The following is a 22,165-nucleotide window of genomic DNA, read 5'->3' as shown; positions in this document are numbered from 1 at the left end:
AAAGCGTCTGACAGCCGGGCTGGCGCAGCCCCGACTCAGCAACAACACTTGTGACTACGATTCATCAGAGGATTACCCCCATGCTTTGGAAAAAAGGCCGACGCAGCGATAACGTCGAAGACGTGCGCGATCAAGGCACCGGTGGCGGTGGCGGCATGCGGATTGGCGGCGGCAAGGGACTGAGCCTGATGGCCGTGGTGCTGATTGTCGGCTTCGGTCTGTTAACCGGGCAGGACCCCATGCAGATACTCGGGCAGTTAAGCGGTGAGTTCACCGGGCAGTCCTCGCCCCAGGTCACTCAACAGGCCGGGCGTGCGCCTGCGGCCAATGATGAACAGGCCGATTTTGTACGCGCAGTGCTGGGCGATACGGAAGACACCTGGCGCCAGATTTTTCAGCAAGCCGGTCGCACTTATAAAGACCCGACCCTGGTGCTGTTTCGCGGCCAGGTCAATTCGGCCTGCGGCTTTGCAACGGCAGCCAGCGGGCCGTTTTATTGCCCGGCCGACCAGAAGGTCTATCTGGACATGAGTTTCTTCCAGGAGATGACGCAACGCTTCAAGGCCGGGGGGGATTTTGCCCAGGCGTATGTGATCGCTCATGAGGTGGGCCATCACGTGCAGACCCTGCTGGGTGTCTCGTCGAAAATGCAGATGGCTCGCCAGCAGGGTAAACGCATGGAAGGCGATGGCGGCTTGCTGGTGCGTCAGGAGTTGCAAGCCGACTGCCTGGCAGGGGTGTGGGCCAATCATGCGCAAAAACGCCTGAACTGGCTGGAACCCGGTGACATTGAATCGGCCTTGAATGCCGCAAACGCCATTGGCGATGATCGCTTGCAGCAACAAGGCCAGGGCCGTGTAGTGCCCGACTCCTTTACCCACGGCACGTCGGCGCAACGGGTGAAGTGGTTCAAGACCGGTTTTGCGCAAGGCAATATCAATCAGTGCGATACGTTTTCGGCAGCACGGCTTTAGCGAGCAACCCTGTGGGAGCCGGGCAAGCCCGCTCCCACAGCGTCCTGTCAGTCGAGCAACTGGCGCAACTCGAAGCAGTCTTTGGCGTGCCAGTCAGTCAGTTCGGGCCACGGGTTTTCGGGGACGTTGACCAGTACGGTTTTGCTGCCGGCAGCGCGACCACAAGCCAGGTCAAAGTGATAATCCCCCACCATCACCATCTTCGCCGGGGATATGTCCCACGCCCGCGCCAGCTGTAGCAGGCCATCGGGGTCAGGTTTGTGTGCCGCGTTGTCACGGCCCAACACATCCTGTGGCGCAAAGCACTGGTCCAGGCCAATGGCCTTGAGCGTGATGTGTGCCAGCTCCTGGGCGTTACGGGTCAGTACACCCAGACGACACCCCTGGGCGACCAGATCGCGCACCAGTTCGACCGCCCCCGGCGCAGGCGTTGAGGCCAGCGCCAGTTCGCGTTCGTGCTCCAGCAACCAGGCGTGCTTGGCCGCCGCCACCTCGGCGGGCAAGCCGTTGAGGTGGGTCAGGATGTCTTCACCCACGGGGATCTCCAGCTCCCGACGAATCACGGCAAAATCATGCACGGCGACGGTCAGGGTGCCGTCCATGTCGAAAACCCAGTGTTTGACGTCCTTGAGTGTCATGCCCAGTCCTTGCGATGGCGAATCAAACCTTCCTGCGTGACCGACGCAACCAGCTGGCCTGCGCGGTTGTAGACGCTGCCACGGGAGAATCCGCGAGAATTGCCGGCCCACGGGCTGTCCATTGCATAGAGCAACCAGTCATCGGCGCGCAGGTCAGCGTGAAACCACAGTGCGTGATCAAGACTGGCGACCTGCATATCCTTTTGCCACACGCCTTTGCCGTGGGGCAGCAAGGAGGTGGTCAGCAAGCCAAAGTCCGAGGCGTAGGCCAGCAGGTATTTATGCAGCGCAGGCGTGTCGGGCAATGTGCCGTCGGCGCGAAACCACACGTACTTGATCGGGTCGCTGACCTTGGGGTTGAACGGGTCTTCGCCCACCACCGGACGAAACTCGATGGGCTTGGCGCACAGCAGTTTTTCACGCATTGACTCAGGAATCAGATCCGCGCGCTGGCGAATCATGTCGAGCTCCGAAGGCAGGTTCTCAGGTCCTACAACATCAGGCATAGGGATCTGATGTTCAAAACCGCCCTCGTCGTATTGAAACGAAGCGCTGCTGGTAAAGATCGGCTGGCCCTTTTGAATGGCGGTCACCCGGCGCGTACTGAAGCTACCGCCGTCACGCACCCGGTCAACCTGATACACCACGGGCAAGCTTGCATCGCCCGGGCGCAAAAAATAGCCATGCATCGAGTGCACATGGCGGGCGTCTTCAACCGTCTGGCTCATGGCTGACAGTGATTGACCGAGTACCTGACCACCGAACAGCTGGCGAAATCCCAAGTCCTGGCTGCTGCCGCGAAAGAGGTTCTCTTCGATCGGTTCCAGGGTCAGCAAATTGACCAGATCATCCAACACTTGGCTCATTCAGATTCTCCTCACACAGAGCAATACCGTCGCAATCTTCGTTACGTCGGTCAAAAATTCCGGCTTTCGCCGCTCTACTGCACCTGCTTAACCGTGCAGGGTTTGCAACCACTGCGCCCGCGAAATGCGGTACAGCACGTGGGGCTTTAACACGTCACCTTCAAGCAGCCGTGGATGTTCAAAGTCAGCGTCGGGATCGTGCTGCATGCCAATGGCCTGCATGACTTTCTGGGAGGCCAGGTTCACCTGGCTGGTAAACGACACCACCTGATCCAGCGCCAATCGATCGAAGGCACAGCGCAATGCCGCCCATGCCGCCTCACTGGCGTAGCCCAGGCCCCAATGCTCGGGCGCCAGGCGCCAGCCGATTTCGACGGCCGGGGCGAACGAGGCGTCAAAAGAGACATTCATCAGCCCGGTAAAACCGATAAAGGCCCCCGTGTCCTTGCGCTCCAGCGCCCACAACCCGTAGCCGTATTCGGCAAAGTGGCCGCGAATCCGCCCAATCAGCGCTGCGCTTTCGAGGCGGCTCAAGGGCGCCGGAAAATAGCGCATCACCTGGGGGTCAGCACACATGGCAGCGAACTCGGGCAAGTCTGTGTCTCGCCAGGGGCGCAAGTGCAAACGGGCACTCTCGAGCTCTTTGATTTGCTCCATCGGTTCTCTCCGATTTGTTACCGGGCTTTACATATGTCGGCAGTGTACAGCGCTGTTAATATCCAGCGCTCGTTACGACGCGAAAATCCCTATGCCTGTACCGCTGATTTACCACGATGACTACAGCCCGCAGTTCCCGGCGGATCATCGATTCCCTATGGACAAATTCCGCCTGTTGCGCGATCACCTTGTGGAGTCCGGGCTGACCAGCGATGCGGCCCTGCTGCGGCCCGAGTTGTGCCCTGTGGATATCCTTGCGCTGGCCCATGACCGCGACTATATCGAGCGCTATATGGCGGGCGAACTGGCCCGCGAAGATCAGCGCCGCCTGGGTTTGCCCTGGAGCGAGGCGCTGGCGCGACGCACCATTCGTGCGGTAGGCGGCTCACTGCTGGCCGCCGAGCAGGCGCTGGAGCACGGGCTTGCCTGCCATTTGGCGGGCGGTACCCATCACGCCCACTACGATCACCCGGCAGGCTTTTGCATCTTCAATGATCTGGCCATTATCAGCCGCTATATGCTGGAAAGCGGCCGGGTCAACCGGGTGCTGATTTTTGACTGTGACGTGCATCAGGGCGATGGCACTGCGCGGATCCTTGAACATACCCCGGACGCCATTACCGTTTCCCTACACTGCGAAAAGAACTTTCCGGCGCGCAAGGCCCAAAGTGACTGGGATATCGGCCTGCCGATGGGGATGGGTGATGCCGACTACTTGCAAGTGGTCGACGAGGCGCTCAATTACCTGCTGCCCCTGTATCAGCCGGACCTGGTGCTCTACGACGCTGGCGTGGATGTGCACAAAGACGATGCCCTGGGTTATTTGAAGCTGACCGATGAAGGGGTTGGCGCCCGTGACGAAAGCGTGATGCGCCACTGTCTGGGCCGCGATATTCCGGTGGTGGGCGTGATTGGCGGTGGTTACAGCAAGGACCGCAAGGCACTGGCCCGGCGCCATGGCATTTTGCATCACCGTGCGCAAAAGGTCTGGCTGTCATCGGGTTGTCACTAGGGTGTGATTTTTTACCCACAATGCCTGTGGAACTGCCTGTGGATAACCTGAGTGAAAGCCCCTGCAGGCCACAAAGCACATGGCTCTCAGAGGGCTGTATGTTTTTCGTACAACTGCAGCACATGTAGTCGCTGACGAGGCACGAGGCTGCGATAAGGGCCGAAGGTCTTTCATATTTTCGGGCCTGCTTCGCAGGCCATCGCAGCCTCGTACCTCGTCAGCGACTACAGGGTTTGGGGTAGAATGCCCGGCCTATTTCGCCGATTTGCAGCCCTGCCATGACTGATTCCACTGCCTCCCTTCCCCATCACGTCGCCATTATTGGCGGTGGACCGGCCGGTTTGATGGCCGCTGAAGTGTTGAGCCAGGCTGGCGTGCGAGTTGATCTGTACGACGGCATGCCGTCGGTGGGCCGCAAGTTCTTGCTGGCCGGGGTGGGCGGGATGAATATCACCCACTCCGAAGCCTACCCGGCGTTCCTGTCGCGCTACGCCGAACGTGCACCGCAGATGGCACCGCTGCTGCGCGCCTTCAATGCCGATGCCTTGTGCCAATGGATTCATGAACTGGGCATCGAGACTTTTGTCGGCAGCTCAGGCAGGGTGTTCCCCACCGATATGAAAGCCGCGCCGCTGCTGCGCGCCTGGCTCAAGCGCCTGCGCGACTCCGGCGTCGTTATCCACACTCGCCATCGCTGGCTGGGCTGGGACGCCGATGGCCCATTGCGGATCCACAGCCCTGAAGGCGAGAAGCACGTGAAGCCGGACGCGGTGTTGCTGGCGCTGGGCGGCGGCAGTTGGGCCCGACTGGGATCGGACGGTGCCTGGATGCCATTACTGGCCGAGCGCGGTGTTGAACTGGCGCCGTTGCAGCCGAGCAATTGCGGGTTTGATGTGGCGGGCTGGAGCGAGGTGCTGCGCAGCAAGTTTGCCGGTGCCCCGCTGAAAAACATCGCCATTGCCCTGGAGCACAGCCCGCCGCGCCTGGGCGAGTGCGTGATCACCGCCAGCGGGATTGAAGGGAGTTTGATTTACGCCTGGTCGGCGCCGATTCGCGAGGCGATCAATCAACGAGGTGAAGCCACGATCCTGATCGATCTGTTGCCCAACAAGCCTGTGGATAAAATCCAGGCCGCACTGGCCAAGCCCCGCGGCTCGCGCTCGATGAGCAAGCACTTGCACAGCCAGTTGGGGCTCGATGGCGTGAAAGCCGCGTTGTTGCGCGAGTTAGCGCCAGCGGAGCACTTCAACGACCCGGCGCAATTGGCCAAGGCCATCAAGGCATTGCCCCTGAAACTGATCAAGGCCCGTCCGCTGGACGAAGCCATCAGCAGCGCCGGTGGGGTGAAGTTTGAGGCTGTGGATGAAAACCTGATGCTCAAGGCATTGCCGGGGGTGTTCTGCGCGGGCGAAATGCTTGATTGGGAAGCCCCCACCGGCGGCTACTTGCTCACAGGCTGTTTTGCCAGTGGCCGTGCCGCAGGGTTGGGGGTTTTAAGCTGGCTGAAAGCACAACACTAATCAAACGGTGGGAGCGGGCTTGCTCGCGATGGCGTCAACGCGGTGGCTCAGCCAGACCGCGTTGCCTGCATCGCGAGCAAGCCCGCTCCCACAGGTTCAGGGTGCTTAAGGCTTGCGCTTGCGCGGGCCGGTGTTGAACACAGGCACTTTACGCACAGGCTTGACCGATGGCTCGGCCGGTGCTGCTTCGCCGCTGTCCACCCATTTGCCCAGGTTGCGCTTGCCGCCACCGCCCGAGGTTTTCGGCTTTTTCGGCTTCTTCGGCTTTTTGACCACCTGACCCGAAGCATCCGTCTCGGGCACACGGTGCTCCGGCTCGAAGTCTTGCTCTTCGTGGCGCTTCAAGGTCTGGCGGGTCAGCATCTCGATCGCCGACAGCATGTTCACTTCGTCAGCACAGACCAGCGAAATGGCTTCGCCCTTCTGCCCGGCGCGACCGGTACGACCAATGCGGTGAATGTAGTCTTCGGCCACGATTGGCAAGTCGAAGTTGACTACCAGCGGCAGGTCTTCGATGTCCAGACCGCGTGCGGCGACATCGGTGGCCACCAGGATTTGCACTTCGCTGGCCTTGAAGCGGTCCAGCGCCCGTTGACGCGTGGCCTGCGGCTTGTCGCCGTGGATGCCGTCAGCGTTGATCCCCAACGCTTGCAGCTTGCCCACCAGTTCATCCACACCGTTGCGGGTTTTGGCGAACACCAGTACCTGCTTCCAGTGCTGGGTGCGCAGCAAGTGCAAAAACAGCTCTGCCTTGCGCTTTTTATCGACCGGGATAACCCATTGCTTGACGCTGCTGGCCGCCACGTTACGCGGGCTGACTTCGATGCTCAGCGGGTTGTCGAGCATCTGCTCGGCCAACAGGCGAATCGCGTCAGAAAAGGTGGCCGAAAACAGCAGGGTCTGGCGCTTTTTCGGCAAGGCGCGGTAGATGTCGCGCAGCTCTTCACTGAAGCCCAGATCGAGCATGCGATCCGCTTCGTCGAGAATCAGGGTTTGCAGCTGGTTGAACTTGATCGCCTTCTGGCGATACAGGTCCAGCAGACGGCCAGGGGTGGCAACCAGTACATCAACGCCTTTACGCATTTTCATCATTTGCGGGTTGATGCTGACGCCACCGTACACCGCGTAGGTGCTCAACGGCAGGTGCTCGGCGTACTGGCGAATGCTCTCGTGAACCTGTTCGGCCAGTTCACGGGTCGGCACCAGCACCAGTGCACGCACCGAGTTGCTGGCGACTTTCGGGCCTTCCATCGTCAGCGACTGCAACAACGGCAGGGCGAAACCGCCGGTTTTGCCGGTGCCGGTCTGGGCAGCAGCCATCAGGTCGCGGCCAGCCAGTACTGCGGGGATCGCTTGGGCCTGAACCGGGGTTGGGGTCTTGTAGCCGAGCGTCTCAAGGGCGCGCAGCAGGGGTTCGATCAGGCCAAGGGTGGCGAATGTCATGGGGATACCGTCGAAAAAGGTCTGCGCAGGGGTGCATACGTTGCAATGGCGCGCAGTTTACCCTAATTCACACGGGTTTCTGCTTGCGCCACTGCGGCAACCCGATCAACACCACGGCGCTGATGATCACGGCCATGGCCAGGCACTCTTCAAAACCAATGGTCTCACCCGCAAAGGCGATCCCCAGCATCACTGCCACGGCCGGGTTGACGTAGGCGTAGCTGGTGGCTGCGGCCGGGCGCACATTTTTGAGCAGGTACATATAAGCGCTGAAGGCGATGATCGAGCCAAAGAACACCAGATACAGCAAAGCGCCCCAGCCTGCGGCCGTCGGCATTTGGGTCATGCGCTCGCCGCTGACCAGGCTGCCCACCAGCAGTACCGCACCCGCAGTGAGCATTTCAGCGGCGCTGGCCATTGGCCCGGGGGGCAGCGGCAGGTGCCGGCTCCAGACCGAACCAAACGCCCAGGCAGCGGCGGCAAAAATCACCATTGCCGCGCCCATCGGGCTGGCTTGCAGGTTGGAGCCCAGGTTGAGCATGCCGATGCCCACCAGCCCCAGGGCGATACCCGCCCATTCCAGGCGGGTGTTGCGTGCGCCCCAGAAGTAGCCGAACAGCAAGGTAAACAACGGCACGGTGGCCACGGCCAGCGCGGCGACGCCAGACGCTACCCCCGAGTGCTCGGCCAGGGTCACGCCACCATTGCCGCAGGCCAGCAGCAGAAAGCCGATCATGGCAGCCGAACGCCATTGCACCGCTGTCGGTGCAGGCGCGCCCCTCCAGCGCATGAAGGCGTACATCAAACTGCCCGCTATCAGAAACCGCACCCCGGCCATCATCAAGGGAGGCCAGGACTCAATGCCGATGCGAATGGCCAGGTAGGTCGAGCCCCAAATCACGTACAAGGCAAAAAAAGCACCAATCAGTTGTAGCGGAAAACGACGCGCGGCAGGCATGGGGCAGCTCAAGGGCAGAGGCAGGGGACTGGGGAGTTTAGACAAGGGAGTGCGTAATAATAAGTAACAGAACGCACCAAAAGTGACCGTACACTTTTATGCCTGCCTGAGGGAGCAACACAAAACCCGTGGGAGATTGGCTTGCCTGCGAGGCTGGCAACGCGATCAAACTGACACCCCGTGGCGATGCCATCGCGAGCAAGCCCGCTCCCACCGTTTAAAACCCGCGATAGCGCTTCAGATGTTCGTTGACCTTCGCTGCCGGGACTTTTTGCAAACCACACAGCAGGTCGTGACTGAGCTCTTTCAACCCATGCTTCTGGCGCAGTTGTTCAGCCAGATAGGCCGTCAGGTTGGCCGCCATTTCAGCATCGGCCATGGCCCGGTGAGCCTGGCCGGTATGGGGCAAGTCGGCAAAGGTGGTCAGGGTCCCCAGCTTGTGATTGGGCGCAGCCGGCATCAAGCGTCGCGCCAGCAACAAGGAGCAGGCGAAATTCTGCAAACGGGTGCGCTTGATGCGGCCCATTTCAAAATCCCAGAATTTTTGGTCAAAGGCGGCGTTATGGGCCAGCAACGGTGTGATGCCAACGAACTCGTTAACCTCGTTCATCACCTGTTCGGCCGACGGCGCAGTGCGCAGCATGGCATTGCTGATGCCGGTCAATTGCTCGATAAAACCCGGGACGCGTACGCCCGCGTTCATCAGGCTTTGGTAACGTTCGACAATGCGACCGCGCTCAAGAATCACCACGGCAATTTCGGTGGCCCGGCAACTGCTGCTCGGTGAGATGCCGGTGGTTTCAAAGTCAATAACCGCGATGCGTTCCAAACCTGATCAATCCTGTAAAAGTGAGGGTTACTTAAGCAACAAATTGCCTTCAATCGGCACGTAGCGGCTGGCGGCGCGAATCAATGAGTTGGCGGTCAGGCCGGGCACGCCATAAGCCACGGTTTCGACGCCGTGCTTGCTGGCAATGCGTTCGAGCAACAGGTCGAAATCGCCGTCACCCGAAGCCAGCACCACTTCATCCACATGGGCGGCAACGTCCATGATGTCGATGGTGATGCCTACGTCCCAGTCGCCCTTGGCCGAGCCGTCGCTGCGCTGGATGTAGGGTTTGAGTTTTACCGTGAAGCCGAGGTTGCGCAGGATCTGTTGAAACTGCTGCTGCTTGCTGTCACCCCGGTCGATCGCATAGGCGTAGGCCTCGACGATTTCACCGCGTTTGGTGATATCTGCCCACAGGGCCGCGTAATTGAAATGGCAGCCATAGGCCTGGCGGACCGTGTAATAGAGGTTCTGCACATCCGCGAAGACCGCAATTTTTTTCACCGGCAAACCTCATGACGCCCGGGCAAGCGGGCCGCGACTGAAAACAAGCTCGCAGTATGCCAGCCTGCCAGGGGTTTGCGCGGATAAACCGCCCGGCGTGAACCCGCTGACTTTCAGCCGCGTTAACATTTGCTCATATCGACCCCTCATCGGTTAAAGTGGCGCACCGCTTTTGACTGCTGACAACTGCCAATGAATCCGCTGACCGTTATTCGCGACTCCCTGTACTTCTTCCAGCGCAATCTGAGCCAGATCGTGATGCTGTGCTTGCCGCTGGTCATCCTTGAAGCCGTGTTGCAGCACATCGTTGACAACGCCGTGGGCCCGGATCCGTCGCCCGGCTACAGCCTGATTGTCGGGCTGCTGCTCTATCCGCTGTACACCGGCGCCCTGATCCTGTTTCTCGATGCCCGCAGCCGGGGCGAAAGCCCGCGCAACCGCGACCTGCTGGCACTGGCCATCAATCTGTGGCCCAAGTTCGCCCTGCTCTCGGCAATCAGCACATTGCTGATCGTGCTGGGGCTGTCGATGTTTTTTATTCCGGGCATTTTCCTGACCGTCGTGCTGGCATTTGCCGAGTACCGGCTGGTATTGCGCGGTGATGCTCCGCTGGCAGCCATGAAGTCGAGCTTCACCCTGACCCGTGGCCATTTCTGGCGGATCTTTGTCTGCATCCTGGCTGTTCTGGGGCCCCTGATGCTGCTCAAGGAACTGAGCTACTCACTGTTTTCCAAGGACGACAACACACTGCTATCGCTGACACTCGACAGTGCGAACAGCTTTTTGCAGTTATTTGTCTCTGTAGTCCTGTTCCGTTTATTTATGTTAATTAGCGAAAAATCTGACCAATAAAAACAATCAGCTCCTACAAAAAGAGCCTTGGAGTGGCCCACTGCCGTCGGGTATGTTCGGACACTCCCTGTAACGTCATAAGCCGAGCCCATGCCACGTTTCTTGCGCCGCACCGTATTTGGTCTGCTGCTGATATCAGCATTGCTGGCATGCCTGATTTATAGCGTGACATGGCGACCCGATCCCAGGGAGGTGCTGACCTACAGTTGCCCGATCACGGCTCCCGTCCTGATGCCCGGCCAGGCACTCAAGGTCATGACGTGGAACATCCAGTACCTGGCCGGCAAGCGTTATGTGTTCTGGTACAACCTGGAAGACGACAGCGGCCCCGATACACGCCCTACCCGTGATGACATGGCGTACAGCCTGGATGAAGTGTCGCGGGTCATTCGTGACGAACGCCCTGATCTGGTGCTGCTGCAAGAGGTCGATGACAACGCCAAGGCCAGTGGCTACCAGGATCAACTGGCCCTGCTGCAAGAGCGCCTGATCGATATTTACCCCTGCAGTACCCAGGCGTTTACCTGGAAAGCCGACTTTGTGCCCGACTGGCATATTTTCGGCAGCGTCGGGCGTACCCTCGTGACCCTCAGTCGCTTCCAGATCGAACACGCCGAGCGCTTGCAATTGCCCGTGGCCGACGCCAACGTCATCAGCCGCCAGTTCCAGCCCAAACCTGCATTGCTGGTCAACTACCTGCCGCTCAACGACGGCGGGCAACTGGCTGCGATCAACACTCAACTGGATCCCCCTTCGCACGACAACAGCAACCTTCGCGCACAGATGCAGACCGTCGCCACCCTGGTCGACAAGCTCGAAAGCCAGGGCACGCCCTGGTTGATCGGGGGGGATTTCAACCTGCTGCCCATAGGCCAGTTCTTGCGTCTGCCCGCCCCTCTGCGGCTGGGCTACTCAGCGGACAGCGAGTTGCACCTGCTGTGGGAAAAATACCCGATGATCCCCAGCAACCCCGAAGCCACCGGCATCGACCGCGAACTGTGGCTGACGCACTTCCCCAACGACCCCCGTGTCGAAGAACCCGACCGCACCCTCGACTACCTCTTCCACAGCCCAAAGCTGCAGCGCATTGAAGGCTACGTTCGCCAGGAAGACACCTTGACCATCTCGGACCACTTGCCGGTGCTGGGGCGGTTTTTGTTGCCTGCGGACTGAATCAGGATCGCCCTCGTCGTGACCTGCCATCCAGAGTGAAGTGCTGATTGCTTTGCCTGTAGTTGTACGATGACGTATAACTACAGGCACTCAACGGTTGTCCCGCGTGTGGAGAAACTTCATGACTGATTCAAAGCGTTTCGACAATTACATTGCTGGCGAGTGGGTCGCAGCCCCCGCCTACAGCTCAAACATCAATCCATCTGACCTGTCCGATGTGATTGGCGAATATGCCCAGGCAGATGTCACCCAGGTTCAGGCCGCCATCGATGCTGCCCGCACAGCGTTCCCGGCCTGGTCGACGTCAGGTATTCAGGCGCGCAGCGACGCACTGGACAAGGTCGGCAGCGAAATCCTCGCGCGCAAGGAAGAGCTGGGCAACCTGCTGGCCCGTGAAGAGGGCAAGACCCTGCCTGAAGCGATCGGTGAAGTCAGCCGCGCCGGTAATATCTTCAAGTTTTTCGCCGGTGAATGCCTGCGCCTGTCGGGCGACTACCTGCCCTCGGTGCGCCCGGGCGTGCATGTGGAAGTCACCCGTGAAGCCCTGGGCGTGGTCGGCTTGATCACCCCGTGGAACTTCCCCATTGCCATCCCTGCCTGGAAAATTGCCCCGGCCCTGGCCTATGGCAACTGCGTGGTGTTCAAACCCGCCGATCTGGTACCGGGCTGTGCCTGGGCGCTGGCCGAGATCATCTCCCGCGCGGGCTTCCCGGCGGGCGTGTTCAACCTGGTGATGGGCAGTGGCCGGGTGGTGGGTGAAGCCATCGTCAGCAACCCGAAAGTGGACGGGGTCAGCTTCACCGGCTCCGTGGGCGTGGGACGCCAGATCGCGATCAACTGTGTTTCGCGTCAGGCCAAAGTCCAGTTGGAAATGGGCGGCAAGAACCCGCAGGTCATTCTTGACGATGCCGATCTCAAACAAGCCGTCGAGCTGGCCGTGCAGAGCGCGTTTTACTCCACTGGCCAGCGTTGCACCGCGTCAAGCCGCCTGATTGTCACGGCCGGGATTCACGACAAGTTCGTCGAGGCCATGGCCGAACGCATGCGCTCGATCAAGGTTGGACATGCCTTGCAGTCGGGCATCGATATCGGCCCGGTCGTGTCCCGCGCCCAGTTGGACCAGGACCTTGGCTACATCGATATTGCCCGGAACGAAGGCGCCCGACTGGTCGCCGGTGGCAGTCTGGTGACGTGCGACACCGAGGGGTATTTCCTCGCCCCTGCCCTGTTTGCCGACAGCACGGCCAACATGCGCATCAGCCGCGAAGAAGTCTTCGGCCCGGTGGCCAACATCATCAAGGTCGCAGACTACGAAGCGGCCCTGGCGATGGCCAATGACACCGAGTTCGGCCTGTCGGCGGGTATCGCGACCACCTCGCTCAAATATGCCAATCACTTCAAGCGTCACTCCCAGGCCGGGATGGTGATGGTCAATCTGCCGACGGCAGGTGTTGATTACCACGTGCCGTTTGGCGGGCGCAAAGGCTCGTCCTATGGCTCCCGCGAACAGGGCCGTTATGCGCAGGAGTTCTACACCGTGGTCAAAACCAGCTACATCGGGTCTTGATACGCTGATCCTGCACTGTAGTCGCTGACGAGGAACGAAGGCTGCGTCCGATTGCGAAGCGATCGTAAATCCTGAATGCGCGATCTAACTGAAATACCGCGCCGCCTGTTTTTACGACGGCTTCGTCGGAGTGCCGCACCACGCGGACGCCGCCTTCGTTCCTCGGCAGCGACTACAGGTAGTTGCGCTAGGCTTTACGCGGTTTGATCCGGGCCGTGGCTTCGGCCACCAACGGATCATCGGGCCAGTAGTGCATGGTATCACCTATGTCCAATCACCATTGACACCGAAATCCCCCGCGAAACCGGGGCTACCGCCCGATACTTACAGAACTGGATTGACTGTCAATGATTGGGGCAAAGGTTGACATAAATCCTGCCGATTGCAGGTAGGATTGACAGCGGCCAAAACATCCACAGCCAGTTTAGGCGCTCGACATTGACAGTGCCCATAGAGAGGAGCAGTCCGACTGAGGCCAACGGATACATAAATTGATCAATGCAGACTAGAAGGAAGCAATGTATTGAACCTCGAACAAAGCCTAGCGATTCTGCATGAGCACTTTGACAAAGTTTTCCGTGACGCCACTTTAGCTTCATCCATCTCGCATGCAGAAGTCCGACGCATAATCTGCCTTATAATTGATCAGCAAAATAGTGCCCCTGCCGAAGACAGACTATTGTCCCACTATTACCAGTTCATTTTTGCTACCGAAACACTTCACACGTCATACCGTATATATGAACTAACTGATATGGGGAGCTGGATTGGATGGGCGTTATCAGAAGACACCAGAGACAGTCACTCAAAAAATTTACATCTGGGGAGAATCTTTGACTTCTATTCATCAGCGGTGGTAAGAAACTGGCCAGGGTTTGTGCCGGTGATGGTGAAATTTTTCAGCGCCTTCTACTACTACGCTCGCGAGCGAACAGCCATGAACAATATAGCACGCGAGCTATGGCCCTTCGCCGCATCGACTTTTACAGACACGATGAATCTGCCTGCGGAATACATTTACATTGACGAAGCAAATCTTGGAAGTCAAATGGCATGCTGGGCAGCAAAAGAAGCGCCTGACTTGGCCAAGACTTTCGTTCCATACCTAGAGTCTGTCGCTGGCAAAAATACTCTACCAGATTAAGTCCGTGCCGTTCATTATTACACCTTGTCTACTACAGCAAGTGCGTTCTCAAGCAAAGCATCGCATGAGTGGGCAGCAAAGGCACTCGCCGACTTCAATGAAAACCTCGCTGAGCCGCATAAGCTGCAACTGCTAGCCACTATCTATGCAGGCAATAAGGATGGAGACCCATCCGCACTTCTCAGAAAGATAAACCTTGTCCAAGGTTTCTATAAGTCAAAGCTTGACGGAATTAATTTCTTTCGTGATGCAGCAATGCGGAGCGGCTCAATTTTGCCGTTTGTCGTCAACAGCTTGAACGCCGGTAAAACCCACGTCACGCTTGACGGTTTACTGCTGTGGCACCAGTTACTGACAGCCAATTCCAATATCAATGCACAAGATCTGTACATATCTATTCCGTTCGGTGAGCATGGCTATCTCGCAGCTTTAGGCGACGAGAAAATATTCATTGAGCGTGATACTCAGACCTTTATCGAGCAACTGGTACAATCGAGCAACCATTTTTTAGGCGTGGCAAAAACCATCGCTTATTCCGACAACTCTGGTCTAACAATTCCAAATAGAATAGGAATCCCTAAGTATGGGAATTCTACAGAATACGAAACAGCCCTAACTAGAAGCTATTGCTTTTCTCCATTTCCGTTCAACGCCAAACCTTTATACCAGTTGATTCTTGATACTGAGTGTACCCCGCTGCAAGCGATACAGCTCAAAGTGCGGGGTGAAACATGGCCGCTAACCTCATCGTTATCCACTCCAAAATCTGACAGAAAACCGCAAAATGTTTTGATTTGGTGTGGTGGCGGAAGTCTTACAGAAGAACTTGAGGCCGAAGTAATTAAGCACATCTTTGAATCTGCCGGAGCCACCGTAAAAGTGGTCTGCTTCACCGAAGCCACGCAACAAAGCTTCATCGACGCTTATAAAGACCCTAAGTACGATATTATTTGGGTCGCATCCCACGGCGAGTTTGATCACTGGTCTCCTAAACATGTGAAAATGCACATCGGGGATAATTTATCCGTTTCGCTTGAGGATCTATGGGAGCAGGCTCCAGTCATGGATAAACGGCGATTAGCATTTCTAAACATTTGTGACGGAGCGCGATTTGAGGAACGCGGTTTTCTACCAAAAATCGGTATAGCCCCAGGTTTAGCGAGCGCAGATCAAGCGACAATTTCCCATCTATGGCCTGTCATGGGTTATCCAGCAGCAGCGTTCGGAGCTTATCTAGCTTTCAATTTGGCGGCTGGGAACTCTTATTTCGACGCCTATAAGATGGCGATGCTTGCAATTAGGAGGTCTACATTAGAGATCGCAGACGACCTTGCCTCCAAAACTGGAAGAGAATTTGATTTAATCCGTCAGCTTCGAAGGAAAGAGGAAGATTATACTCCACTTGAGTTCTACGGGTCGGCAGCCTTCTACCAATAACCGTGCTTTTCAGCAGTTCAACTCCCAGCTCAGTTGGGTAGCTCGCACTCAGTGACTGCGTTCTGGCTGAGATGCCCCATAGCAGTAACCGTCCGGCGAACTCACCTACCGAACTCCAGCATTAAGGGCGATTGTGTCCGCGTATTTTTAAGCGAACGCAATCACCCTTATCGCTAGGATTTCCATGCGCCAACGTAGCTCTTATCCCAAAACGTTCAAAGCCCAGGTCGTCCAGAAAGCGCAATGCGGTAAGATGTGATTGCGGGACGCTTACCGCCAATAAGCGGAAAGCCCCAAAATAGTGGTTGCGCGGCCATTTTCGGTTAATATTTTCTGAGTGTTCGGCGCACATTTTAAGAAAATCTTGGCGCGGTTAAGAAAATCTAGCCAGCGACAGGGGAAAAAATGGGAAATCTAGTGGGTTACGCCCATTTGATCAATGCGATGGAGCTCTACCCACCGGTGCGGTAGCAACTGTCTGAATCGCCCCGGATTCTCTAGACACCTTGCAAGCCAGGAGCCGGGCTCACAATACCTGACACATAAGTAATATTCGCGGCAGCATTCTGAAAGGTATCATTGGTTATTCTCTAGTCAGAAGTAAGTCAGCACTAGGAGACAATCATGAAAGTATTTAAAGCATTTTTTACCATTTCAATATTGGCCTTGTCGTCTTTGGCAATAGCTGAAGGAGGTGGTGATCGCGTTTACGGTCGGATGATGCAAGAAAACCAACAGGCGATGGAGCAGTACGCCTTGAAAAACGGGAAGTCTAACCCTGAAATTGTTCATTATAAATATGGTATGGACCTAGATATTCATAAGGTCGTCAGTATGACGCAAGCTAATATAAACTGTGCTGTTGCGCCTTCGCGTATGACCTTTGAAGATTCGGCTGGCAAGCTCAACACTGTAGAGTACAGGGTTATGGGTACTAACTGCCCACGCGGAGGATAGACTAAGGTAGCCATGGTAGGTTCTCTGGAGCGCATGTGCTTAATGGTTGCCAAGTAACGACGAGTGCAGACATTTTCGAATCTTATTTGGATTAGGTTCGATTTATTGTTGAGTAACCACTGCCACTCCATTAACGAACACTAGCTAGCAACAAATGTTCGCTTACCAGATACACCCCATCTCTGTGTTTCTCCTTTGGTTGTGGAGATGGTTTAGGCGCCCTAGTGGCGCCTTTTTTATGGTGTGTCACCCATACGACTACAAATGCTTAATAACTTTTTGCCAACTTACAGGTGGGTGGTTATAGCCAGTGAGGAGTCCGTCTCAATTTTGATAGCTCATTAGAGTAAGCACTCCGTCACTTGCATGATCAAGGGCAGTGACCACGCAAGAATTAAGGAAAGTTTGAAAACTAGTTTGCCGGGTATTCGGCAATCACTTGGTTAATACCTGTTTTGCTCAGGCCAATTACCTGATAAGCATCCTTCTTTCCACCGACCTCCATGCCAGGTGAGCCTGTCGGCATGCCAGGTACAGCAATCCCGATAAGGTCGTCGCGTTTGATCAAAGCAACTATTTGCTCTGCAGGTACATGGCCTTCAACAAATTTTCCGTTGATCATAGCGGTGTGGCATGACGAGAGACGCGGAATAACACCCAAGTCTTTCTTGACTCTGCTCATGTTGGTTTCTACATGATCAACGACGGTGAAACCGTTGGCTTCAAGGTGCTCCATCCACTTCTTGCAGCATCCACAGTTAGCGTCACGATGGACGTTGATCGTCAGCAATTCTGTGGCATGACCTGCGGAACTGATAAACAGAACCGAGAGTGCAGCAAGGCGCAGTGCCCGACCAGGACGAAAAATGTTATTTCGCATGGGTATGTTCCTTCCCATCAGCATGGGTATGATTTTTTGGCTAAGCGGTCTGAGTTGAAGACGCGTCATGTGAAGCCTTGCCACCCTAAGGATGGGTATGTTGGGTACTTTCATCCTGAGAAGGTGCTGCTACCTCACCGTAGTCGCTGTCTCTCGCCATGATGGTCTTCTGCTTCGGTTACCTCTTCGGCTGCATCTGCATGAAGATATCCAGAGGGAGCACCTTACCGGCAGCTACTATTGCGGCGACCACACCAGTAGAGGTCAATGTTTTTTCATGTCATGCACTCAGAACCACATCCGAATACCGGCAACAAATCGAGCCTCGCTGGTCCTTTCTCCTTCGTCGCTCGCCAGGTCGGCCGTCTTGCCGTAGGAGCGGTTCCAGCTAACTCCAATGTAGGGGGCAAATTGGCGAACAATCTCGTAACGCAATCGCAACCCCACTTCGGTGTTAGCCAATCCAGACCCAATGCCACGCTGAGGATCATTTTTCCCGTATAAATTTACTTCGGCTGTAGGCTGCAAGATCAGGCGATTGGTCAGCAGAATGTCGTAGTCGCCCTCAAATCGAGCAGCGGTCTGACCGTTCTCACCGATGTAGGCAGTGGCTTCGGCTTCAAAGTTATACAGGGCCATGCCCTGTATACCGAGCGCTCCCCAAGTTTGTGGCGACCCGGGCTTGAAATCTTGCCGTACGCCGGTGACGACATCCCACCACGGACCGATGGCGTGTCCCCAAAGTGCGGAGAGTTCAGAGCTTTCCGTTACACCATTGGTACGTTCACCTTCCGAGCGCAACCACAGTCGGTCAACGTCACCGCCGATCCATCCTTTTGCATCCCAGGCCAGTGCACTACCGTTATCAGCATCCTGGTACTCAAACTTATCCAGCAGCATGAAGGAGTTGAGTTGTTTGTCGTGGACACCATGACCTGCCACATCTGGAAAGGCGGCTGCACGGTCAGCGTCGGTAAGTACGGGGATCGAGGTTCGACTCGTGGCGGTCGCCCCTCCACCCATGCTTTCCATACCTTCCATTGCCCCGTCGTCCATGCTCATCTTACTGTGATCCATAGACCCCATCTTGCTGTGGTCCATTGAACCGTGATCGGGCTTAGTTTCGTTTGCCGTAGTTGCAGGTTTGTTAGTTGCTTTCGCAGTAGATGAATGATCACTACTATCTTCTCCTGCCATCACCACAGAAGAGAGTCCGCCCATCAGACCAACGACAAAGAGGCAACCCACCAGCGATTTATTACGATTTACGTATGTGCTCACAGATCGTCTCCTTTACTCATCAACCCGTACTTCACGGAACATGCCCATTTCCATATGGAAAAGTAGGTGGCAGTGATAGGCCCAGCGACCTAAGGCATCAGCGGTGACTCGATAACTGCGCTTAGTACCTGGTGGCATGTCAATTGTGTGCTTGCGCACCATGAACTTGCCATTTTCGTCTTCAAGGTCGCTCCACATGCCGTGAAGGTGGATGGGATGGGTCATCATGGTGTCATTCACCAGGGTGATCCGAAGACGCTCCCCATACTTCAGACGAAGCGGCTCTGCGTCTGAAAATTTGATTCCGTTGAAGGACCACGAAAACTTTTCCATGTGACCGGTCAGATGAAGTTCAATAGTGCGATTGGGCTCGCGGCCGTCAGGGTCTTGGAAAGTGCTTCTCAAATCAGAGTAGGTGAGGACTCGACGACCATTATTCCGCAAACCTATGCCAGGGTCGTTTAGCTTTGGCGTAGGGCTCATGGCTTGCATATCAACCAAGGGGTTGTTGGTTTCGGATGCTGGATGGGCCTGCATTTCGCCACTCATATCGCTCATCCCAGCCATCTGGCTGTGGTCCATGCCGGCCATATTGGACGTGTCGCCTTTGTCCATTCCCGCCATCTTGCTGTGATCCATGCCGGCCATGTTAGACATGTCACCGCTGTCCATGCCGGTCATGTCGCTTTGGTTCATCCCCGTCATCTTGCTGTGATCCATGCCAGCCATGCCTGACATTTCACCTTGCTTCATATCGCCGCCCATACCAGCCATGCCGCCATGGTCCATGCCCTCCATACCGCCCATACCCATGTCATCCATGGTCAAAAGCGGCCGAGGATCGATCGCAGGTACCTGTGCTTTCAAACCTTCGCGAACTGCCAAGGTTCCACGTGCATAACCGGTTCTATCCATGGACTGGGCAAAGATGGTGTAAGCCTCTTCGCTGGTAGGTTCTACGATCACGTCATACGTTTCTGCCACGGCGATGCGGAATTCATCGACGCTGACTGGTTTGACATGTTGACCGTCAGCCGCCACAACGGTCATTTTCAAACCAGGGATGCGAACGTCGAAATAGCTCATAGCTGAACCGTTGATAAAGCGCAGGCGCAGCTTCTCGCCCGGCTTGAAAATACCGGTCCAGTTACCGTTAGGCGCTTGGCCATTCATGAGATAGGTGTAAGTATCCCCACTGACGTCTGCGAGATCAGTGGGGTTCATTTTCATTTCAGCCCACATCTTGCGGTCGGCCACAGCAGCAGACCAACCTTGCTTGCTGACGTCGCCGATAAAGTCGCCCACGGTACGTTTGTGGTGGTTGTAGTAGTCCGATTGCTTCTTGAGCTTGGCCATGACACGACTAGGATCTTCATCGGTCCAGTCAGTCAACATCACCACATAGTCGCGATCGTATTGAAAAGGTTCAGGCTCTTTAGAGTCGATGACAATTGGACCGTATACGCCTGCCTGTTCCTGCAAGCCTGAATGGCTGTGGTACCAGTATGTGCCGTTTTGATGCACATTGAATTTGTACTCGTACATCCCGTCGGGCGCGATGCCATGGAAACTCAACCCCGGTACACCGTCCATATTGGCGGGCAGAATGATCCCGTGCCAATGAATCGACGTGTCTTGGTCTAGGCGGTTTTTCACACGCAGTGTGACCGTTTCGCCTTCGCGCCAACGAAGCAAAGGTCCGGGCAACGAACCATTGATGGTCATGGCTGTGCGCGGCGAGCCAGTAATATTTACAGGGATTTCACCAATAAACAGATCAAATTCGTTACCGGTGAGAATGCTCGGCAGACCAGGACTGGTCACTGCCCATACAGGAGTGCGCCACAGACCAAGGCCGCCGAGAACGCCACCAGCGGCCAGGCCTTTAACGAATGTCCGCCTAGAGGTTTTGGAATTCATGCCGTTTACGTCCGATCAGTGAAAAAGGGAAGCCGTGCGAAACAACCAATGAGTTGCTCAACAGGTTGAAGGAACTCTCTCGGGGGGATGCGCCCGAATGAGCTTAGCTCGCCGTCACTAAAAACGAGTGTTTACGGCAAGCGAGCTCAGAAATTGCCACATTTGAACCATCACAGTGATTACATTTCTGTCAGTTTTGATGCGCAGTAAGCTATTCAGCAATTCTTGTGGCCCATCGCTTTGACTTTGCTTTCTGCGATCGGGGGCTGGGTGCTCTGTTGTTGGGCTATTTGATACGATTCCATTGAATTATTCCTAGCTACTTCCATGCGGGCGAACGTCCGGTCACCACCGCCTTCAGCCATAGCAAAAGAAGAGACGGTTAGGGCTGCAATGATGAACAAAGCTTTGATGGATTTCATTTTAGTGTCCTCTGGGAGTATTGGTAATCCCTAAATCCACATCAAACGATGATTCTTAGGGGAGAGCTTAAGGCTCAATAGGACTATAAAACTCATGCCCTGTCAGAAGCCTTAGCTGAATATTACAGTTGTGTCAGGTTGGCATATTTCTCTTGAGGAATACGCTATTCAATACGTAAAGTATCGATCTTTTCGAGTCGCACGGCTGTTTATTTAGCCTCAGCTTTAGGTGGGTAATTGATTTGGTTTAGGTGCTTTCAAGGTGAAGTCGTTTTTAGATTTCTATGCCGGAGCTTCGTGTATGAACCTAGATGCACTGCGGCAAAATCAAAGTATTAGTTGTTCTTGGAAAAAATTGAGCCATCAAGGGTGATTGAGTGTGAGCATTAACTTTGAGAAAGCACTTGGCACATCAGAAAGAGCGTTATTTTATCGTAGTCAAAGAGCTGAAATCCTGAGTAATAATATCGCAAACGCCGATACGCCGAACTTCAAAGCTCGAGATATGGACTTCTCTACTGTGCTTGCAAGTCAGAATAGAGAAAACCTTGCTAATACGTTTTCTTTGAAAACGCCAAATGTAAAACATATTGCCGGAAAAGATTCAGCAAGTGATATTTACGGAAGCGGTTTGCTTTACAGCACTCCGGTTCAACCTGCCATCGATCAAAATACTGTCGATCAGCAGGTTGAGGTCGCAAAATACACAGAAAATGGGATACGTTTCGATGCCGCTTTTACTCGTTTGAATGGTGCATTCAAAGGTTTGCTCAAAGCTCTGCGAGGAGATTAGTAGCGCAGGGTCTTGTGAGCCATCCGCATAAGGGGCGCTGACTATGGGCCAAGGGTAGGTGTCAGCATTCAAGTGCTGATTTGGGAAGGAAAACCTAACGCCTCGACAGCTTTACGAATTTGCTCTGAGCTTTCGCTACTTTCAACACTCACCTTTCCGGCGGACCGATCCACGGAAATCGTAGCTTTGTTGTCCAAGGACTGAATTGCTTTAGTGATTTTGCTGACGCAACCGCCGCAACCAATGCCTGATACATCTAAGATGAACATGATTATTCCTCTCGTGCTGAGCGGTCTCTTTACACCGTACCGACAGCATCAAGGTTGACACTATGGCAA

The 22,165-nt window shown here is 55.6% G+C and carries 22 protein-coding genes; 10 read left to right on the top strand and 12 right to left on the bottom strand.

Going from position 1 to position 22,165, the window contains the following annotated elements; all coding sequences use genetic code 11:
- The first annotated feature begins 80 nt into the window (after positions 1–80).
- Positions 81–974, top strand: a complete 894-nt coding sequence (gene ypfJ, locus VSQ83_RS02800; RefSeq protein ID WP_133076967.1) for a KPN_02809 family neutral zinc metallopeptidase — start codon at positions 81–83, stop codon at positions 972–974.
- A gap of 47 nt (positions 975–1,021) precedes the next feature.
- Here ypfJ and VSQ83_RS02795 read toward each other — a convergent pair whose 3' ends face one another.
- From VSQ83_RS02795 to VSQ83_RS02785, 3 genes are all read right to left on the bottom strand, one after another.
- The gene (locus VSQ83_RS02795; protein ID WP_133076968.1) at positions 1,022–1,612 is read right to left on the bottom strand and encodes an HAD family hydrolase; all 591 of its coding nucleotides are present in this window, start codon (positions 1,610–1,612) and stop codon (positions 1,022–1,024) included.
- Complete coding sequence (gene tesB, locus VSQ83_RS02790) at positions 1,609–2,478, bottom strand: acyl-CoA thioesterase II (RefSeq protein ID WP_133076969.1); 870 nt, start codon at positions 2,476–2,478, stop codon at positions 1,609–1,611. The genes VSQ83_RS02795 and tesB overlap by 4 nt, the downstream gene beginning before the upstream one ends.
- An 87-nt stretch (positions 2,479–2,565) precedes the next feature.
- Complete coding sequence (locus VSQ83_RS02785) at positions 2,566–3,135, bottom strand: GNAT family N-acetyltransferase (RefSeq protein ID WP_133076970.1); 570 nt, start codon at positions 3,133–3,135, stop codon at positions 2,566–2,568.
- Positions 3,136–3,226: 91 nt separating this feature from the next.
- On the opposite strand from VSQ83_RS02785, the gene VSQ83_RS02780 reads away from it, so the two are divergent.
- Both VSQ83_RS02780 and VSQ83_RS02775 read left to right on the top strand, forming a co-directional pair.
- A complete protein-coding gene (locus VSQ83_RS02780) occupies positions 3,227–4,147 on the top strand; it encodes a histone deacetylase family protein (protein ID WP_133076971.1) in 921 nt (306 codons plus the stop codon).
- A 278-nt stretch (positions 4,148–4,425) separates the two neighbouring features.
- Positions 4,426–5,667 (top strand): TIGR03862 family flavoprotein, encoded by a 1,242-nt coding sequence (locus VSQ83_RS02775; RefSeq protein WP_326425218.1) that lies wholly within the window; start codon positions 4,426–4,428, stop codon positions 5,665–5,667.
- Positions 5,668–5,772: 105 nt separating this feature from the next.
- Here the strand turns inward: VSQ83_RS02775 and VSQ83_RS02770 are convergent, their stop codons facing one another.
- The 4 genes from VSQ83_RS02770 to VSQ83_RS02755 form a co-directional block, all read right to left on the bottom strand.
- The gene (locus tag VSQ83_RS02770) at positions 5,773–7,110 is read right to left on the bottom strand and encodes a DEAD/DEAH box helicase (RefSeq protein WP_133076973.1); all 1,338 of its coding nucleotides are present in this window, start codon (positions 7,108–7,110) and stop codon (positions 5,773–5,775) included.
- A 67-nt stretch (positions 7,111–7,177) separates the two neighbouring features.
- Positions 7,178–8,068, bottom strand: a complete 891-nt coding sequence (gene yedA, locus VSQ83_RS02765; protein ID WP_133076974.1) for a drug/metabolite exporter YedA — start codon at positions 8,066–8,068, stop codon at positions 7,178–7,180.
- A gap of 217 nt (positions 8,069–8,285) precedes the next feature.
- Positions 8,286–8,897 carry a 3'-5' exonuclease gene (locus tag VSQ83_RS02760; RefSeq protein WP_133076975.1) on the bottom strand — a complete coding sequence of 204 codons (612 nt, stop codon included), beginning with the start codon at positions 8,895–8,897 and terminating at the stop codon, positions 8,286–8,288.
- Between the two features lie 27 nt (positions 8,898–8,924).
- Positions 8,925–9,401, bottom strand: a complete 477-nt coding sequence (locus VSQ83_RS02755) for an NYN domain-containing protein (protein ID WP_133076976.1) — start codon at positions 9,399–9,401, stop codon at positions 8,925–8,927.
- 192 nt (positions 9,402–9,593) lie between these two features.
- Between VSQ83_RS02755 and VSQ83_RS02750 the strand changes: the two genes are divergently transcribed.
- From VSQ83_RS02750 to VSQ83_RS02725, 6 genes are all read left to right on the top strand, one after another.
- Positions 9,594–10,253, top strand: coding sequence for a YciC family protein (locus VSQ83_RS02750; protein ID WP_133076977.1), 660 nt, complete (start codon positions 9,594–9,596; stop codon positions 10,251–10,253).
- 90 nt (positions 10,254–10,343) lie between these two features.
- On the top strand, positions 10,344–11,426 hold the full coding sequence (locus VSQ83_RS02745; protein ID WP_133076978.1) for an endonuclease/exonuclease/phosphatase family protein: 1,083 nt from the start codon (positions 10,344–10,346) through the stop codon (positions 11,424–11,426).
- Between the two features lie 121 nt (positions 11,427–11,547).
- A complete protein-coding gene (locus VSQ83_RS02740) occupies positions 11,548–12,993 on the top strand; it encodes an aldehyde dehydrogenase family protein (protein WP_326425215.1) in 1,446 nt (481 codons plus the stop codon).
- Between the two features lie 523 nt (positions 12,994–13,516).
- Positions 13,517–14,137, top strand: a complete 621-nt coding sequence (locus VSQ83_RS02735) for a hypothetical protein (RefSeq protein ID WP_326425213.1) — start codon at positions 13,517–13,519, stop codon at positions 14,135–14,137.
- Between the two features lie 24 nt (positions 14,138–14,161).
- On the top strand, positions 14,162–15,574 hold the full coding sequence (locus VSQ83_RS02730; RefSeq protein ID WP_010655525.1) for a CHAT domain-containing protein: 1,413 nt from the start codon (positions 14,162–14,164) through the stop codon (positions 15,572–15,574).
- Positions 15,575–16,198: 624 nt separating this feature from the next.
- Positions 16,199–16,531, top strand: a complete 333-nt coding sequence (locus tag VSQ83_RS02725; RefSeq protein WP_133076980.1) for a DUF2790 domain-containing protein — start codon at positions 16,199–16,201, stop codon at positions 16,529–16,531.
- A gap of 412 nt (positions 16,532–16,943) precedes the next feature.
- On the opposite strand, the gene VSQ83_RS02720 is transcribed toward VSQ83_RS02725, so the two are convergent.
- The 4 genes from VSQ83_RS02720 to VSQ83_RS02705 all read right to left on the bottom strand — a co-directional run bounded on the left by VSQ83_RS02720 (position 16,944) and on the right by VSQ83_RS02705 (position 21,034).
- Entirely contained in the window at positions 16,944–17,411 is a 468-nt protein-coding gene (locus VSQ83_RS02720) for a DUF411 domain-containing protein (RefSeq protein WP_133076981.1), read from the bottom strand.
- A gap of 288 nt (positions 17,412–17,699) precedes the next feature.
- Positions 17,700–18,632, bottom strand: a complete 933-nt coding sequence (locus VSQ83_RS02715) for a copper resistance protein B (protein WP_133077084.1) — start codon at positions 18,630–18,632, stop codon at positions 17,700–17,702.
- Positions 18,633–18,704: 72 nt separating this feature from the next.
- The gene (locus VSQ83_RS02710) at positions 18,705–20,612 is read right to left on the bottom strand and encodes a copper resistance system multicopper oxidase (RefSeq protein WP_133076982.1); all 1,908 of its coding nucleotides are present in this window, start codon (positions 20,610–20,612) and stop codon (positions 18,705–18,707) included.
- Between the two features lie 215 nt (positions 20,613–20,827).
- On the bottom strand, positions 20,828–21,034 hold the full coding sequence (locus VSQ83_RS02705; RefSeq protein ID WP_010655520.1) for a co-regulatory protein PtrA N-terminal domain-containing protein: 207 nt from the start codon (positions 21,032–21,034) through the stop codon (positions 20,828–20,830).
- Between the two features lie 379 nt (positions 21,035–21,413).
- Here VSQ83_RS02705 and flgB point away from each other — a divergent pair, with 379 nt between their 5' ends.
- Positions 21,414–21,827 carry a flagellar basal body rod protein FlgB gene (flgB, locus tag VSQ83_RS02700; protein ID WP_019824148.1) on the top strand — a complete coding sequence of 138 codons (414 nt, stop codon included), beginning with the start codon at positions 21,414–21,416 and terminating at the stop codon, positions 21,825–21,827.
- A gap of 68 nt (positions 21,828–21,895) precedes the next feature.
- Here flgB and VSQ83_RS02695 read toward each other — a convergent pair whose 3' ends face one another.
- Entirely contained in the window at positions 21,896–22,096 is a 201-nt protein-coding gene (locus VSQ83_RS02695; RefSeq protein ID WP_010655518.1) for a heavy-metal-associated domain-containing protein, read from the bottom strand.
- Between the last annotated feature and the right edge of the window lie 69 nt (positions 22,097–22,165).

The sequence above is a fragment of the Pseudomonas sp. DSV-1 genome, from assembly GCF_035830915.1.
In the GTDB taxonomy this organism is placed as follows: domain Bacteria; phylum Pseudomonadota; class Gammaproteobacteria; order Pseudomonadales; family Pseudomonadaceae; genus Aquipseudomonas.
Note: the sequence above shows the minus strand (reverse complement) of the source record. Positions and strands in the feature narration are given on the sequence as shown.

What these genes read in the sequence shown, in the direction of transcription:
- ypfJ (WP_133076967.1), top strand. Translation starts at nt 81, where the DNA reads ATGCTTTGGAAAAAAGGCCGACGCAGCGATAACGTCGAAGACGTGCGC.
- VSQ83_RS02795 (WP_133076968.1), bottom strand. Translation starts at nt 1,612, where the DNA reads ATGACACTCAAGGACGTCAAACACTGGGTTTTCGACATGGACGGCACC.
- tesB (WP_133076969.1), bottom strand. Translation starts at nt 2,478, where the DNA reads ATGAGCCAAGTGTTGGATGATCTGGTCAATTTGCTGACCCTGGAACCG.
- VSQ83_RS02785 (WP_133076970.1), bottom strand. Translation starts at nt 3,135, where the DNA reads ATGGAGCAAATCAAAGAGCTCGAGAGTGCCCGTTTGCACTTGCGCCCC.
- VSQ83_RS02780 (WP_133076971.1), top strand. Translation starts at nt 3,227, where the DNA reads ATGCCTGTACCGCTGATTTACCACGATGACTACAGCCCGCAGTTCCCG.
- VSQ83_RS02775 (WP_326425218.1), top strand. Translation starts at nt 4,426, where the DNA reads ATGACTGATTCCACTGCCTCCCTTCCCCATCACGTCGCCATTATTGGC.
- VSQ83_RS02770 (WP_133076973.1), bottom strand. Translation starts at nt 7,110, where the DNA reads ATGACATTCGCCACCCTTGGCCTGATCGAACCCCTGCTGCGCGCCCTT.
- yedA (WP_133076974.1), bottom strand. Translation starts at nt 8,068, where the DNA reads ATGCCTGCCGCGCGTCGTTTTCCGCTACAACTGATTGGTGCTTTTTTT.
- VSQ83_RS02750 (WP_133076977.1), top strand. Translation starts at nt 9,594, where the DNA reads ATGAATCCGCTGACCGTTATTCGCGACTCCCTGTACTTCTTCCAGCGC.
- VSQ83_RS02745 (WP_133076978.1), top strand. Translation starts at nt 10,344, where the DNA reads ATGCCACGTTTCTTGCGCCGCACCGTATTTGGTCTGCTGCTGATATCA.
- VSQ83_RS02740 (WP_326425215.1), top strand. Translation starts at nt 11,548, where the DNA reads ATGACTGATTCAAAGCGTTTCGACAATTACATTGCTGGCGAGTGGGTC.
- VSQ83_RS02725 (WP_133076980.1), top strand. Translation starts at nt 16,199, where the DNA reads ATGAAAGTATTTAAAGCATTTTTTACCATTTCAATATTGGCCTTGTCG.
- VSQ83_RS02720 (WP_133076981.1), bottom strand. Translation starts at nt 17,411, where the DNA reads ATGCGAAATAACATTTTTCGTCCTGGTCGGGCACTGCGCCTTGCTGCA.
- VSQ83_RS02715 (WP_133077084.1), bottom strand. Translation starts at nt 18,632, where the DNA reads ATGGGCGGACTCTCTTCTGTGGTGATGGCAGGAGAAGATAGTAGTGAT.
- VSQ83_RS02710 (WP_133076982.1), bottom strand. Translation starts at nt 20,612, where the DNA reads ATGAATTCCAAAACCTCTAGGCGGACATTCGTTAAAGGCCTGGCCGCT.
- VSQ83_RS02705 (WP_010655520.1), bottom strand. Translation starts at nt 21,034, where the DNA reads ATGAAATCCATCAAAGCTTTGTTCATCATTGCAGCCCTAACCGTCTCT.
- VSQ83_RS02695 (WP_010655518.1), bottom strand. Translation starts at nt 22,096, where the DNA reads ATGTTCATCTTAGATGTATCAGGCATTGGTTGCGGCGGTTGCGTCAGC.